Source organism: Bradyrhizobium sp. ORS 375 (assembly GCF_000239775.1).
In the GTDB taxonomy this organism is placed as follows: Bacteria; Pseudomonadota; Alphaproteobacteria; order Rhizobiales; family Xanthobacteraceae; genus Bradyrhizobium.
The window spans coordinates 1-14885 of the sequence record NZ_CAFI01000109.1; the positions used below are offsets into that span (position 1 = coordinate 1).

Annotated in this window: 12 protein-coding genes, 1 pseudogene and 1 riboswitch; of the genes and pseudogenes, 9 read left to right on the top strand and 4 right to left on the bottom strand. The window is 66.4% G+C overall.

All coding sequences use genetic code 11. The features are described 5' to 3' along the window. Positions 1–197: 197 nt before the first annotated feature. Both BRAO375_RS09765 and BRAO375_RS09770 read right to left on the bottom strand, forming a co-directional pair. Entirely contained in the window at positions 198–929 is a 732-nt protein-coding gene (locus BRAO375_RS09765; protein ID WP_009027306.1) for a response regulator, read from the bottom strand. Next, complete coding sequence (locus BRAO375_RS09770; protein ID WP_035639806.1) at positions 926–1477, bottom strand: MarR family winged helix-turn-helix transcriptional regulator; 552 nt, start codon at positions 1475–1477, stop codon at positions 926–928. The genes BRAO375_RS09765 and BRAO375_RS09770 overlap by 4 nt, the downstream gene beginning before the upstream one ends. 346 nt (positions 1478–1823) lie before the next feature. Between BRAO375_RS09770 and BRAO375_RS09775 the strand changes: the two genes are divergently transcribed. The 4 genes and pseudogenes from BRAO375_RS09775 (at position 1824) to BRAO375_RS09790 (ending at position 5682) form a co-directional block, all read left to right on the top strand. Then, positions 1824–2903, top strand: a complete 1080-nt coding sequence (locus BRAO375_RS09775; protein WP_009027308.1) for a branched-chain amino acid aminotransferase — start codon at positions 1824–1826, stop codon at positions 2901–2903. A gap of 355 nt (positions 2904–3258) precedes the next feature. Further along, positions 3259–4851, top strand: coding sequence for a histidine--tRNA ligase (hisS, locus tag BRAO375_RS09780; RefSeq protein WP_009027309.1), 1593 nt, complete (start codon positions 3259–3261; stop codon positions 4849–4851). Positions 4852–4980: 129 nt separating this feature from the next. Next, positions 4981–5190 (top strand): annotated as a pseudogene (locus BRAO375_RS09785) (tautomerase family protein); the annotation flags it as partial. A 96-nt stretch (positions 5191–5286) separates the two neighbouring features. Next, a complete protein-coding gene (locus BRAO375_RS09790) occupies positions 5287–5682 on the top strand; it encodes a thioesterase family protein (protein WP_009027311.1) in 396 nt (131 codons plus the stop codon). Between the two features lie 150 nt (positions 5683–5832). Here BRAO375_RS09790 and proC read toward each other — a convergent pair whose 3' ends face one another. Then, positions 5833–6660: a pyrroline-5-carboxylate reductase gene (gene proC / locus BRAO375_RS09795; RefSeq protein WP_009027312.1), complete on the bottom strand. Its 828-nt coding sequence runs from the start codon at positions 6658–6660 to the stop codon at positions 5833–5835. A gap of 162 nt (positions 6661–6822) precedes the next feature. Beyond that, on the bottom strand, positions 6823–7323 hold the full coding sequence (locus BRAO375_RS09800; protein WP_009027313.1) for a type III secretion system chaperone family protein: 501 nt from the start codon (positions 7321–7323) through the stop codon (positions 6823–6825). 392 nt (positions 7324–7715) lie between these two features. Beyond that, positions 7716–7911: riboswitch (FMN riboswitch) on the top strand. Positions 7912–7989: 78 nt separating this feature from the next. Here BRAO375_RS09800 and BRAO375_RS09805 point away from each other — a divergent pair. The 5 genes from BRAO375_RS09805 (at position 7990) to BRAO375_RS09825 (ending at position 14593) form a co-directional block, all read left to right on the top strand. Next, positions 7990–8592, top strand: a complete 603-nt coding sequence (locus BRAO375_RS09805) for a 6,7-dimethyl-8-ribityllumazine synthase (RefSeq protein WP_009027314.1) — start codon at positions 7990–7992, stop codon at positions 8590–8592. A gap of 441 nt (positions 8593–9033) precedes the next feature. Then, positions 9034–10242, top strand: coding sequence for an MHYT domain-containing protein (locus tag BRAO375_RS09810; protein WP_009027315.1), 1209 nt, complete (start codon positions 9034–9036; stop codon positions 10240–10242). Positions 10243–10599: 357 nt separating this feature from the next. Further along, positions 10600–11463 (top strand): FAD binding domain-containing protein, encoded by an 864-nt coding sequence (locus BRAO375_RS09815; RefSeq protein WP_009027316.1) that lies wholly within the window; start codon positions 10600–10602, stop codon positions 11461–11463. Between the two features lie 212 nt (positions 11464–11675). After that, positions 11676–12176 carry a (2Fe-2S)-binding protein gene (locus tag BRAO375_RS09820; protein WP_009027317.1) on the top strand — a complete coding sequence of 167 codons (501 nt, stop codon included), beginning with the start codon at positions 11676–11678 and terminating at the stop codon, positions 12174–12176. Next, positions 12173–14593 (top strand): aerobic carbon-monoxide dehydrogenase large subunit, encoded by a 2421-nt coding sequence (locus BRAO375_RS09825; RefSeq protein WP_009027318.1) that lies wholly within the window; start codon positions 12173–12175, stop codon positions 14591–14593. The genes BRAO375_RS09820 and BRAO375_RS09825 overlap by 4 nt, the downstream gene beginning before the upstream one ends. Positions 14594–14885: the final 292 nt, after the last annotated feature.

Below are 14885 nucleotides of genomic sequence, written 5' to 3' on the forward strand. Positions count from 1 at the left end.
GCCGCACGGGGAGTGTTTGTGGAGAGACCTGTACCCCCTCACCCCGACCCTCTCCCCGCAAGCGGGGAGAGGGAGCGCACCGAGCGCGGTGCTCCATCTCGGCTCCAACTTGCACCCCGATGCCAACATGGAGGAGACCCCATGTGCCCTCGTGTCCAGGGCGAGCGCGTTGGTGCACTGCTCGAGAAACCCGCTCATCAGCCCGACGTCATCAGCCGGTAGCCGATGCCGCGCACGGCTTGCAGGAACAGCGGGTTGGCCGGATCGCTCTCCAGCTTGCGGCGCAGGCGGTTGATCTGCACGTCCACCGCGCGCTCGTTGACGGTGCCGTTGCCGGTTAGCGCGCCGCGCGGCACGGTCTCGCCGCGGGCGTTGGCGAGGATGCGCAGCATCTCGCGCTCGCGGTCGGTGAGGTGGACGATCTCCTCGCCCTGTTTCAATTCGCCGCGTGCCAGATGATAGACGAACGGGCCGAAGCTGATCTGCTCGACGACCTCTTCGGCCGGCGGCGGCGCGGCGCGCTTGAGGATGTTACCGATGCGCAGCGCGAGCTCTCTTGGCTCGAACGGCTTCGCCACATAGTCGTCGGCGCCGAGTTGCAGGCCCTCGATGCGGCTCTCCGGCTCTGACCGCGCCGTCAGCATGACGATCGGCACGGAGGACTGCGTGCGGATGAAGCGTGCGAGATCGAAGCCGCTTTCGCCCGGCATCATCACGTCGAGGATCAGGAGATCGAAATGCAGGCCCGTGAGCTTGGCGCGGGCATCGCTCGCACTCGCCGCGGTGGTGACGCGATAGCCTTCGCCGCGCAGGAAGCGCGAGAGGAGATCGCGGATGCGGCGGTCGTCGTCGACGAGCAACAGATGCGGCGCATCGTCGGCCGGCGTCTGCTGATGATGCGGTGCGATGGCGGAGATCGTCACGGTCACTCCTTGGCAGCGGCGACGGGCGTCCTGAAGATCGCTTCCAGCACTTTGTCCGGATCGTCCCGATCGATCATCGCGCGCAGGAATTGCCGGACTTTTTCGGCACCGGCCGGTCCGACCTGCTCCAGCGCGCGATCGATGCGCCTGGTCTGCAGTCCGGCGAGCTTGGCCACCAGCGCCTCGCCCTTCGGGGTGGCAAAAAGAAGGCGCTGCCGGCGATCATTGTTGCCGGTCTTCTGCACGATGTAGCCCTCGTCGAGCAGCTGCTTCAGCACGCGGCCGAGCGACTGCTTGGTGATGCGCAAGACATCGAGCAGGTCGGCGACCTTCAGGCCGGGATAGCGTGTGACGAAATGCATCACGCGGTGATGCGCGCGGCCGAAGCCGAACGCCTCCAGCTCGTGGTCGGCGTCGCCGACGAAGTCGCGATAGGCGAAGAACAGCAGCTCGATGATGTCCCAGCGCAGCGGCTCGCTGCCGGCCGCCGCAGCGGGCTCAGCCGCGCGCACATCCGGGCTCAACGTCGGAGACGAGAAATTTATGTCAGCCATATTGACGTTTCTGCGGTTCAATGTTACAAAACAATCGCCCGCTACGAAATTTTAGATCGTTTCATTGGCGGGCGATGGCCTCAAGGCGTGTCAGATCGGGCCGTAAGCAACCCGGACGGGCAGCCCTAGGCCACGCAACGAACAACCGTGTGATGTCGAGCGGCATTTCGGCAAACCATACTGGACTTCCGCGGGGCGCAAAAGCATGTCCTGTAGGACACGCTTGCCCGGCGACCGGCCCAACAGCCGGCCGCGGCAGGTCCGAAATTGAAAAAGCCGACTGGCCCGATCGGACGGGTCGGCGCCAGAACTCGCGAATGGCGATCAGAGCGGGGGAAGCAAGGACATGACTTTGACATTCGACATCAAGCCGACGGCGAACCCGACCTCCGACCAGGAGCGGGCGGCGAAGCTCGCCAACCCCGGCTTCGGCCGCGTGTTCACCGATCACATGGCCGTGGTCCAGTACAGCCAGGACAAGGGCTGGCACAGCGCGCGGATCGAATCCCGCGCCAACTTCCCGCTCGATCCGGCCGCCGCCGTCCTGCACTACGCGCAGGAGATCTTCGAGGGCCTGAAGGCCTACAAGCGCGACGATGGCGGCGTGAACCTGTTCCGGCCCGACGCCAATGCCAAGCGGTTCTGGAATTCGGCCGAACGCATGGCGATGGCGCAGCTGCCCGAGGCCGTCTTCATCGAGGCGGTCGAGCAGCTCGTCCGCATCGATCGTGCCTGGATCCCGGGCGGCGAGGGCAGCCTCTATCTGCGCCCGTTCATGATCGCCAACGAGGTGTTCCTCGGGGTGAAGCCGTCGGCGGAGTACATCTTCGCCGTGATCGCCTCGCCGGTCGGCTCCTATTTCAAGGGCGGCCCGGCACCGGTCTCGATCTGGGTCTCCGAGAACTACACGCGCGCCGCGGTCGGCGGCACCGGCGGCGTCAAATGCGGCGGCAATTACGCCGCGAGCCTCAAGGCCCAGGCCGAGGCGATCGCGCAGGGCTGCGACCAGGTCGTGTTCCTGGATGCGATCGAGCGTCGCTATGTCGAGGAGCTCGGCGGCATGAACGTGTTCTTCGTGTTCGACGACGGCTCGCTGTCGACGCCGCCGCTCGGCACCATCCTGCCCGGCATCACCCGCGACTCCATCATCAAGCTGGCGCGCGACGCCGGCCGCGAGGTCCGCGAGGAGGCGTATTCGATCGACCAGTGGCGGGCGGATGCCAAGAGCGGCAAGCTGAAGGAAGCCTTCGCCTGCGGCACCGCCGCGGTGATCTCGCCGATCGGCAAGGTGCGTTCGGTGAGCGGCGATGTCCTGATCAACGGCGGCGACGCCGGCCCGGTCGCCATGGGCCTGCGCAAGCAGCTGGTCGACATCCAGTACGGCCGCAGCCCGGATCCGCACAATTGGATCAGGGATGTGAAGTAGGGGCTGTGAAGGAGGGGCAGGGCGCCCCTTCGGCCGGCAATTTCCGGGCACAGTCGAGTTCTGGCACAGTCGAACCGCAATGACGGTCTTCTCCCCTCCCCCTTGCGGGGAGGGGGGCGCACCGCATGCGGAGCGAAATGCTCGGCTAAATTCATAGGCCGAAGTCGAGCTTGATGCGTCCCGCGCCCGACCCTGCTTCCGGTTGCCGCACCCTTCCTCGGCTGCTACCACCCTCTCAACGCATTCCATCCCGCAGGGTGGGCCAAGGTCCGCGAAGCGGGCCGTGTCCACCGCTGCGGCGTTTGTCACCCATGGTGGGCACGCTGCGCCTGGCCCACCCTACGTGCCGAGTCCCATGTCCGACAAACCCAAGAAACCCCAGAAGCTGAAGGCGCGATTGCCGCGCGGGCTCGAGGATCGCGGCCCGGCTGCGATCGCCGCGACGCGCGAGATGGTCGAGAAGATTCGCGCGGTCTACGAGCGCTACGGCTTCGAGCCGGTGGAGACGCCGGCGTTCGAATACACCGATGCGCTCGGCAAGTTCCTGCCCGACCAGGATCGTCCGAACGAAGGCGTGTTCTCGTTTCAGGACGACGACGAGCAGTGGATCTCGCTGCGCTACGACCTCACCGCGCCGCTCGCGCGTTACGTCGCCGAGAATTTCGACGCGCTGCCCAAGCCGTATCGCAGCTATCGCGCCGGCTACGTGTTCCGCAACGAGAAGCCCGGCCCCGGCCGCTTCCGCCAGTTCATGCAGTTCGACGCCGACACCGTCGGCTCCGGCTCGCCGGCCGCGGATGCCGAGATGTGCATGATGGCGGCTGATACGATGGAGGCGCTGGGGATTGCCCGCGGCGACTACGCGGTCAAGGTCAACAATCGCAAGGTGCTCGATGGCGTCATGGAGGCGATTGGGCTCGGCGGCGATGAGAACTTTGGACGACGGCTGACCGTGCTGCGCGCGATCGACAAGCTCGACCGGCTCGGCGAGCGCGGCGTCCGCGAACTGCTCGGCGCTGGCCGCAAGGACGAGAGCGGCGACTTCACCAAGGGCGCGGGACTCGACGAGGCGCAGATCAAGAAGATCGAGACCTTCGTCAATGCGCGCGCTCTGGTCGCGCCGCCGCTACTGGCCTATGCCGGCGACAAGGATGTCGCGCAGCGCCTGGCCGGTGATGCCGATCGTAAGGAAAGCGAGTACGACATTGCGCGCCGAATCGCCGACATGCTGCGCGAGACCTTCGCCGACTCCAAGCTCGCGATCGATGGACTCGATGAGCTGGTCGAGATCGCGCGCCTGGTCGATGCCTCCGGGTATCACAGCCAGATCATGGTCGATCCCTCGGTCGTGCGCGGCTTGGAATACTACACGGGTCCGGTGTTCGAGGCGCAGTTGCTGGCGGCGATCCCGAACGAGAAGGGCCAGCCGGTGGTGTTCGGCTCGGTCGGCGGCGGTGGCCGCTATGACGGCCTCGTCTCGCGCTTCCGCGGCGAGCCGGTGCCGGCGACCGGGTTCTCGATCGGCGTGTCGCGCCTGCAGGCGGCGCTGACGATGCTCGGCAAGCTCGACACACGGCCGGCGTTCGGCCCCGTAGTGGTCACCGTGTTCGACCGTGACCGCGTCGCCGACTATCAGAAGATGGTCTCGACCTTGCGCGGCCACGGGATCCGCGCCGAGCTCTATCTCGGCAACCCGAAGAACATGGGCAACCAGCTCAAATATGCCGACCGCCGCAACGCGCCCTGCGTGATCATCCAGGGCTCGGACGAGAAGGCGCGCGGCGAGGTGCAGATCAAGGATTTGATCGAGGGCGCCAAGGCGGCCGCTGCGATCGCCTCGAACCAGGAATGGCGCGAGAGCCGCCCGGCGCAGGTCTCGGCCAAGGAGGATGAGCTCGTCGCCGCCGTCCGCGAAGTGCTCGCGCGCCATGACGTGAGCTGGGGGTAGGAGAAGGTCATCATGCGCGGGCTTGACCCGCGCATCCATCTTCCAAACAATACTGTCGATTTCAGAAGATGGATTGCCGGGTCAAGCCCGGCAATGACGAGCAACTAATAACGAGATCACAACAGGAAGCGATCAATGCCCGAGATCACCGTGAACATGGCCGCCGGCCGCACCGACGAGCAGAAGGCCAACATGATGCGCGACATCACCAAGGCGCTGGTGACGCATCTCGGCGTCGATCCGGAAGCCGTGGTCATCCAGATCAACGAGGCGCCGCTGACGCACAAGATGAAGGGCGGCAAGACCTTCGTCGAGCGCGCGGCCGAGCAGAAGAAGTGACGCGAAGCGTCATTCCGGGATGGTCCGCAGGACCAGACCCGGAATCTCGAGATTCCGGGTTCGCGCTTTGCGCGCCCCGGAATGACTGGAGCCCCCATGGACGCACGTGAGATCATCAAGCCGGGCTTGCGGGCCGAGCGCCTGCTCGTGGTGCCGCCGGAGCGCACCGTCGGGCACTTCGTTGCTCATATGCCCATGGTCTATGCGACGCCGATGATGATCCTGGAGATGGAGATGACCTCAGGTGACGCCATCAAGGAGGTGCTGCCGCCGGGCTGGGTCACCGTCGGCACCGAAGTCAATGTCCGACATCTCGCGGCCTCGCCGGTCGGCGCCACGATCCGTACCGTGGCCGAAGTGATCGAGGTCGAGCGCCGCGTCATCCGCTTCTCGGTCGAGGCGTTCCATGGCGAGGTGAAGATCGGCGACGGCCGCCACGGCCGCGGGCTGATCAATGTCGAGCAGTTCAAGAAGCGGTTCGCGGTGCCCTAGGCGGCGCCAAGGCACGAAGCCACGGCCGGTGCTCCAAAGAAGCTCGTCATGCGCCGGCTTGACCCGCGCATCCATCATCTCATTGAGCGGTTTTGCCAAGGGGATGGATTGCCGGGTCAAGCCCGGCAATGACGGCGGAGGGTGGAGAGGCTATTTGGCCAATTCCTTCGACATTGCCGTCGCGGCCGCCACGGCGCGCTCCAGCAGCGGCTGGAAGCCGTCGGTGCCCATCAGCACCGACAGGGCCGCCGCGGTGGTGCCGCCGGGTGAGGTGACGTTCTGGCGCAAGGTCGCGGAGGGCAGGTCTGACTGGCGCAGCAACTCCCCGGCGCCGGACACCGTGTCGCGCGCGAGCCTGGTCGCCAGCGCCTCGGGCAGGCCGGCGGCGACGCCAGCGCGGGCGAGCTCCTCGGCGAGCAGGAACACGTAGGCCGGACCTGAGCCGGACACGGCGGTCACGGCATCCATCAGTGTCTCGTCATCCACCCATTCGACCGCGCCGGTGGCGCGCAGCAGTGCATCCGTGAGCGCGCGCTGCGCGTCGCTGACGTTGCCGGCGGGCACCGCCACCGTGATGCCGCGTCCGATGGCGGCCGGCGTATTGGGCATGGCGCGGACGACTGCTCCGCCTACGACATGTTGCAGGCTCGCGATCGTGGTCCCGGCCATGATCGACAGCACCAGGGTGGAGTCGCCGACCCACGACTTCAGCGCCGGCCCGGCCTCGCGGAACATCTGCGGCTTGACGGCGAGAATGACGACCTCGGCCGCCGCGGCTTCAGCCGGATTGAGGCGCACGCCCCGGGCCACCAGCGCTGTGATCTCGGCCGACGGCATCGGCTCGATCACCACCACCCGCGCCGGATCGAGTCCGCCGGCCAGCCAGCCGGTCAGCATCGCCCCGCCCATCTTGCCGGCGCCGGCGAGCACGATGGTGCCGGTGGTGTTTTGGAGTTCGTTGTTGCCCACTGCTGTCACCGCGCAAAGCTGTCGTCCCCGCGAACGCGGGGACCCATAATCACAGGCGGTTCTAGTGGAGCGAGGGCAGGGCGACAAGCAGCGCGCGCCACATCGATATCACGCGGTATGGGTCCCGGCTCAAGGCCGGGACGACGCCGACTGTGTCGCGACAGCGCGGCCCTACGCCTCGCCTTCCGTATCGAACAGCGCGGCGGCCATGGCGTCCTGGGTGGACTTGCCGGCCCAGACGACGAACTGGAACGCCGGGAAATAGCGCTCGCAGGCGTGGATGGCGCCGGCCAGCATGCTCTCGCATTGCGGGCCGGAGGCGGTGATGCCGCCCGGCAGCACCAGGGCCTGGCGGTGCATCACCATGCCGGTGTGGGTCCAGATGTCGAAATGGCCGAGCCACAACTGCTCGTTGATGGCCGCGATCAGCCGCTGCACCTCGGCGCGGCGGGCTTCCGGAATTTTCATGTCGAAGGCGCAGGCCAGATGCAGCGCCTCGATCTCCGCCATCCACGTGAAGGAGATCTGATAGTCGGTCCACTGCCCTTTGGAGGCGATCGTGATCTCGTCCTCGCCGGAGCGCTCGAACATCCAATTGTTGTCGGAGGCGATGTTCTCGACCACGCTCAGCGGATGATCTCCGGAATCGATAGTGCTTTCGAGCAGGGACATGCCGTCTCGACCTCGTCTTCTTGATCTCGTTGGTACTTACGCGGCGACCCGGCCCGCGCCCTCTCGGCGCTTCGCGACCCGGCTTGCAGCCCCGGAGGTACCCCGGGCGTGCGCGGACAAAGTGATGTGATTTGCGGAATCTGCGCAACGGGGGGGTGAGTCCGTCCACAGCGAAACACCGCTTCGTCCACAACTCCTGTCCAGCCTGTGGAATCATGGCCAGATCAGAACAAAACGGAGTCGGATTCACCGCAAACGTCCCGTTCGGCCGGATTGACTGCAGGAAAGGCTGCGGGACGCTGCATGGCGGGCCTTCGCCGGCCGCGGGCGTGAGGCCTTGCCGCAGCCGCGGAGCCCCTGCATAGTTCATGCGGGCCGTCCAGCCGGGCGGCTCATGTTCTCAGGGCGGGGCGAAATTCCCCACCGGCGGTAAGCGGTCTCGGTCGAGAGCGCGAGCCCGCGAGCGCCTTCTCAGCAAGCTCAGGTCCGGAGAATCCTGTTCTCTGGATCCGGCCGAACGGAGAAGGGTCAGCAGATTCGGTGCGACTCCGAAGCCGACGGTCAAAGTCCGGATGAAAGAGAACGGGTCCCGGCACCCCGCGCATGTGAGCGCGGGGGCGTCGTCGTTCCGTGTGCCCTGATTCTGGTCTCTTAACGAGGACAACCATGAATCAGATGTTGCAAGACTCCATCGACACCACTTCCACCGACATCATCACTGAAACCGCGCCGCCGGCGGACACGCCGGCTGCATCTCCGCCCGGTGCGTCGCCTCCGGCGCCCTCGCATCCACGCTTCGCCAAGCCGCAGCGCGTCGCTTTCGTGCAGGCGGCCTGGCATCGCGACGTCGTCGCCGAATGCCGCATCGCGTTCCTCGACGAGATCGAGGCACGCCATATCCCGCGCGACCGCGTCGACATCTTCGAGGTGCCGGGCTCGTTCGAGATCCCGCTGCACGCCCAGCTGCTCGCCAAGACGCGGCGCTACACCGCGATCGTCGCTGCGGGGCTCGTCGTCGACGGCGGCATCTACCGCCACGAGTTCGTCGCCGACACCGTCATCAAGGCGTTGATGGACGTGCAGCTGCGCACCGAGGTGCCGGTGTTTTCAGCGGTGCTGACGCCGCAGCAGTTCCACGAGACGCAGGCGCATTTCGAGTTCTTCCGCAAGCACTTTGCGACCAAGGGCGTCGAAGTGGCGACGGCGTGTGCGGAGACCCTGCTGAGCCTGGAGCGGCTGCGCAGCCAGGTCGCGGCGGGGATTATCTGAACAAGTGAGGGCGTGTGGCTGGCAGCGGCCACACGTCTTCTTCTGCTCTCATTGCGGAGATCGCATATCTCGCAACACGGGCGCCGGGCTCCCCTCCCCCTTGCCGGGAGGGGTTGGGGGTGGGGGTCTCCGGGCGCTGAAGTCCATGAGACTCACTTCCGCCAACATGCGTTCTCAGCGTCGACGCCCACCGCTTTGAGTGGAATGCGTGGACCCCCACCCCCGATCCCTCCCCGCAAGGGGGAGGGGAGCGCACCGTCTTCGCGGTGGGGGCTCGAATCTCATCTCCGCTGAGGACTGAAAGGTCGCGCGCACGTCAGTCCGCCACGCAGCGACATCACGCCCTGTCGCGCTCCCCGCCTTGTGTTGTCATTCGCCTCGCTGCCCCTGTAAAACAACCTCTGGAGGAGGCTGGCCCGTGGCGACGGGCGGCCGGCAAGGATGATCAAAGGATACGATCCTTATCTCGTCGCGCTCTCGGTCGTGATCGCGAGCCTGGGTGGCTATACCGGATTCAGTCTCACGGCCCGTATTCGCAGCGGGCCGGGAGCGGATCCGCGCGTGCTGTTGTCCGGTGCTGCCGGTATTCTCGCCGTCGGCATCTGGACCATGCACTTCGTGGGCATGATGGCCGCGCCGCTGCCGGCGGATGCCGTCTATCTGGTGCTGCCGACCATCATCTCCTTCCTGATCTGCGCGCTCGTCGTCGGCATTTCGCTGTTCTTCGTCAGCATCGGCGATCCCTCGCCCAGGCGCGTCATTCCGTCCGCACTGCTGCTCGGGGCCGGCATCGCCAGCATGCATTATGTCGGGATGCACGGGCTCGCCGGGTCGTTCGGGCTGACGCACGATCCTGCCCTGGTGGCGCTGTCGGTCGGCATTGCGATCATCGCGGCCTATGGCGGCCTGCGCATCTTCCTGGCGCGGCAGGATGGCTTGCGGCTCGCCATCAGCGCGATCGCATTCGGCATAGCGGTGTCCGGCATGCATTATACGGCGATGCTGGGCATGCATGTCGCGCCGCCGGGCGAGGGACATCATCACGCCGCAGGGCTTGCCGCGTCGCCGCAGGCGCTCGCCATCGTCGTTGCGGTGTTGTGCTTTGTGGTCGCCGCAGGCTTCCTGCTGTCCCTGGTGCCGGACCGCCGTCAACCCGAAACGGCGCCGGCAGTGGCCGAACCTGCGCCGCAGCTCGCACCTGAGCCGGTCGCACCACCCGCCGCTGTCGAGCCCCCCGTCGAGGCCCCGACGCCGAGCCGGATCATCGCCGCGCCGCTCGGCGGCATCGGCCAGCCGCCGCGCATCGCCGCGGCGCGTCTGCCGCTCGAGGGCGCCAATGGCACCCATTTCATCGATGCCGGGGACGTGCGCAGCGTCCGTGCCGATGCACATTATACAAGGGTGCACGACGGCACCCGCGAGCGGATGTGCCCGTGGTCGATCTCCGAGGCCGAGGCGCAGCTCGATCCCGGTCGCTTCATCCGCGTGCATCGCAGTCACATCGTCGCGATCGAGCACGTGACGTTCGTCGGCAAGGAGGGCGAGGGCGCGATCATCGAGCTCGATGGCCCGTCCAAGCCGCGCGTGCCGGTCAGCCGCGCCAAGGTCGCCGAGGTGAAGGCGCGGCTCGGGCTGCGGCGGCCCGCATGATCGACAGGTTCATCTCGCAGCTGCAATAGCAGCGCGGCCATTGTCTGCGATGCACACAGAGCAGCCGAACGTGCGCGCGCATCGCGTCGTGTGTCAGCACGACCTCGCGCTCCGTCGCAACGTCGCCGCGCGCTATTGGGTCGCCCTCACTGACGCAATTCGTGCGCGGTTGTCAGCCGTTCGTGCGAATTCGCTGCTCTCCGTGCCCGCTTCGTTGCGCGACCGGCGATCCCGATCGACCCTCCGCCCAATTCGCGGTCCGCTGGCGTTTACACTTCGCTCTTGCAGCATGAACGCCCGCCGCAACAACGCGATGGCCAATCCGGCAAGGCAGGCCAGCAGAAGAGGGGAAACGAGATGATTCCTGGTCCGTTCGACTATCACCGGCCCGCGAGTGTCGGCGACGCGATCAAGCTGCTCGCCGATCTCGGCGACGAAGCCCGCCCGCTTGCCGGCGGCCACAGCCTGCTGCCGATGATGAAGTTGCGGCTGGCAACGCCTGCGCATCTGGTCGACCTGCACGGCATCGCCGGCCTCAAGGGCATCTGCCGCGACGGCGACCGGATCGCGATCGGCGCGATGACGACGCAGGCCGAGCTGCTGGCATCCGCCGAGATCGGTCAGGCGTTGCCGATCCTGCACGAAACGGCGCTGCTGATCGCCGATCCGCAGGTGCGCTATCGCGGCACGCTGGGCGGCAATGTCGCCAACGGCGATCCCGGCAACGATATGCCGGCGCTGATGCTGGCGCTGGATGCAGCCTATCGCCTCGAAGGTCCGAATGGCGCCCGCGAGGTCGCGGCGCGGGAGTTTTACCAGGGCGCGTATTTCACGGCGCTGGAGCCGGGCGAGATCCTGACCGGGGTGAGCATTCCCGTGCCGCCTGCGGGGCACGGCTACGCCTATGAGAAGCTGAAGCGCAAGGTCGGCGATTATGCGACCGCGGCGGCAGGTGTCGTGCTGACGATGGCCGGCGGCAAGGTGGCGAGCTGCGTCATTTCGCTGACCAACCTGCACGAGACGCCGCTGCTGGCGACCGATGCGGCGAATGCCGTGATCGGCACCACGTTGGACGATGCGGTCCTGAAGGCCGCCGCGAATGCGGCGCGGGCGATCATGCAGCCGGCGTCCGATGCGCGAGGTCCGGCCGAGTATCGCGTGCATGTCGGCGGCATCATGGTGATGCGCGCGCTGCAGCGCGCGGCGAGCCGGGCGAAGTAGTTAGTGGCTCTGCCGTTGCGGCGCAAACGCTCTTCTCCCTCCCCCCCGCGCGAAGCGGAGCTTCGCTAGGCGGGGGAGGGTCGGGGTGGGGGGGGCCACGCGGGTGGTCTTTCCTGGGACCCCCACCCCCGACCGCAAGGGGGAGGGGAGCGCACCGAGATCGCGGCTGATAGCTCGGACCAAAGTTCAAAGACGTCTTCAGGGAGCACCGAATGCCCAAAACCCACGTCACGATGAAGGTGAACGGCAGCGAGGTCGAGGGCCTCGCGGAGCCGCGCACGCTTCTGGTTCATTTCCTGCGCGAGCAGGCGCAGCTCACCGGCACGCATATCGGCTGCGAGACCAGCCATTGCGGCGCCTGCACGATCGATATCGACGGCATGAGCGTGAAGAGCTGCACGATGCTGGCGGTGCAGGCCAATGGCTGTGAGATCACCACGATCGAAGGCATGGCCAATGCCGATGGCACGCTGTCGCCGCTGCAGGAAGGCTTTCGCATGATGCACGGCCTGCAATGCGGCTTCTGCACGCCCGGCATGATCCTGCGCGCGCACCGGCTGCTGAAGGAGAATCCGTCGCCGACGGAAGCCGAGATCCGCGCCGGCATCTCCGGCAACATCTGCCGCTGCACCGGCTATCAGAACATCGTCAAGGCGATCCAATACGCCGCCGCCAAGATCAACGGCGTGGAATTCCAGGAGGCCGCGGAATGAACGACATGACTCCCACGCGGGAACAACGCGAAGCCGCCCTCGAAGGCATGGGCTGCCGGCGCAAGCGCGTCGAGGACATCCGCTTCACCCAAGGCAAGGGCAACTACGTCGACGACGTCAAGCTGCCCGGCATGCTGCATGGCGACTTCGTGCGCTCGCCGCATGCCCATGCGCGGGTGAAGGCGATCCACACCGAGGACGCGCTGAAGGTGCCGGGCGTGCTCGCGGTCATCACTGCCGAGACCTTGAAGACCGTCAACCTCGCCTGGATGCCGACCTTGGCCGGCGACGTGCAGATGGTGCTCGCCGACGGCAAGGTGCTGTTCCAGAACCAGGAGGTTGCCTTCGTCGTCGCCACCGACCGCTACGCTGCCGATGACGGCGTGTCCAAGGTGGTCGTCGACTACGAGCCGCTGCCGGTGCTGGTCGATCCGTTCAAGGCGATGGACCCCGATGCGCCGGTGCTGCGCGAGGATCTCGCCGGCAAGACATCAGGCGCGCACGGCCCGCGCAAGCACCACAACCACATTTTCGAGTGGAGCGTCGGCGACAAGGAGCTGACGGACGCGGCGTTCAAGAAGGCGGATGTGACGATCAAGGAGATGATCTCCTATCACCGCACCCATCCGTCGCCACTGGAAACCTGCCAGTGCGTGTGCTCGTTCGACAAGATCAAGGGCGAGCTGACGATCTGGGGCACCTTCCAGGCGCCGCACGTGATCCGCACCGTGGTGTCGCTGATCGCCAAACTGCCGGAGCAGAAGATCCACGTCATCGCGCCCGATATCGGCGGCGGCTTCGGCAACAAGGTCGGCGCCTATCCCGGCTACATCTGCGCGGCGGTGGCCTCGATCGTCACCGGCAAGCCGGTGAAATGGGTCGAGGACCGCATCGAGAACCTCACCGCCACCGCCTTCGCGCGCGACTATCACATGACGACCGAGATCGCGGCGACCAAGGACGGCAAGGTCACCGGCCTGCGCGTGCACGTGCTGGCCGACCATGGCGGCTTCGATGCCTGCGCCGATCCGTCGAAATGGCCGGCCGGCTTCTTCAACATCGTCACCGGCTCCTACGACTTCCCGGTTGCGCATCTCGCGGTCGACGGCGTCTACACCAACAAGGCGCCGGGCGGCGTCGCCTATCGCTGTTCCTTCCGCGTCACCGAGGCGGCCTATTGCATCGAGCGGGCGATGGACATCCTCGCGCAGAAGCTCGGGATGGACCCGGCCGAGCTTCGGCTGAAGAACTTCGTCAAGCCGGAGCAGTTTCCCTATCATTCGGCCTTGGGCTGGGAATATGATTCCGGTGACTACCACACCGCCATGCGCAAGATGATGGAGACTGTTGACTACGCCGGTCTGCGCAAGGAGCAGGCCGAGAAGCGCGCCGCGTTCAAGCGCGGCGAGACGCGCGAGATCATGGGCATCGGCATCGGCTTTTTCACCGAGATCGTCGGCGCCGGCCCGTCCAAGAACTGCGATATCCTGGGGATCGCGATGTTCGATTCCTGCGAGATCCGCCTGCACCCGACCGGCGCTGGTATCGCGCGGATGGGCACCAAGAGCCAGGGCCAGGGCCACGAGACCACCTGGGCGCAGATCATCGCCAGCGAGATCGGCATTCCCGCCGACAACATCATGGTCGAGGAGGGCAACACCGACACCGCGCCTTACGGCCTCGGCACCTACGGCTCGCGCTCGACGCCGGTCGCCGGCGCGGCCATCGCGATGGCTGCCCGAAAGATCAAGGCCAAGGCGCAGATGATCGCGGCCTACAAGCTCGAGGTCCACGAGGACGATCTCGAGTGGGACATCGACGGCTTCCGGGTCAAGGGCCTGCCGGAGAAGGCGATGTCGATGAAGGACATCTGCTGGGCGGCGTACAATTCGGTGCCGCCGGGCATGGAGCCGGGGCTGGAGGCGGTCAGCTACTACGATCCGCCCAACATGACCTATCCGTTCGGCGCCTATCTCTGCGTGATGGACATCGACGTGGATACGGGCGTGTACAAGGTCCGGCGCTTCTATGCGCTCGACGATTGCGGCACCCGCATCAACCCGATGATCATCGAGGGCCAGGTGCATGGCGGCCTGACCGAGGCCTTCGCCATCGCGATGGGCCAGGAGATCCGCTACGATTCCGAAGGCAACGTCGTCACCGGCTCGTTCATGGACTTCTTCATGCCGACCGCGGTCGAGACGCCGCATTGGGAGACCGACTTCACCGTGACCCCGTCGCCGCACCACCCGATCGGTGCCAAGGGCGTCGGCGAAAGCCCCAATGTCGGCGGCGTGCCGGCGTTCTCCAACGCGGTCAACGATGCGTTCTCGTTCCTCGGCGCGACGCACATCCAGATGCCCCACGACTTCTGGCGCAACTGGCAGGCGGCGAAGAATTTGGGTGTGGTGGCATGAAATCGTCTCCGTCATTCCGGGATGGTCCGAAGGACCAGACCCGGAATCTCGAGATTCCGGGTTCAGCCCTGACGGGCTGCCCCGGAATGACATCCCGACCACAACCGTCATTGCGAGGAGCGAAGCGACGAAGCAATCCAGAGTCCCACCCGAGCCCCCCTGGATTGCTTCGCTTCGCTCGCAATGACGGAGGAGAGAACATACTAAATGGCGGCATCGACAGTGCGCTCCCCTCCCCCTTGCGGGGAGGGGTCGGGGGTGGGGGTCTCCGCGGCGGTGTCGCTTGGGGGCC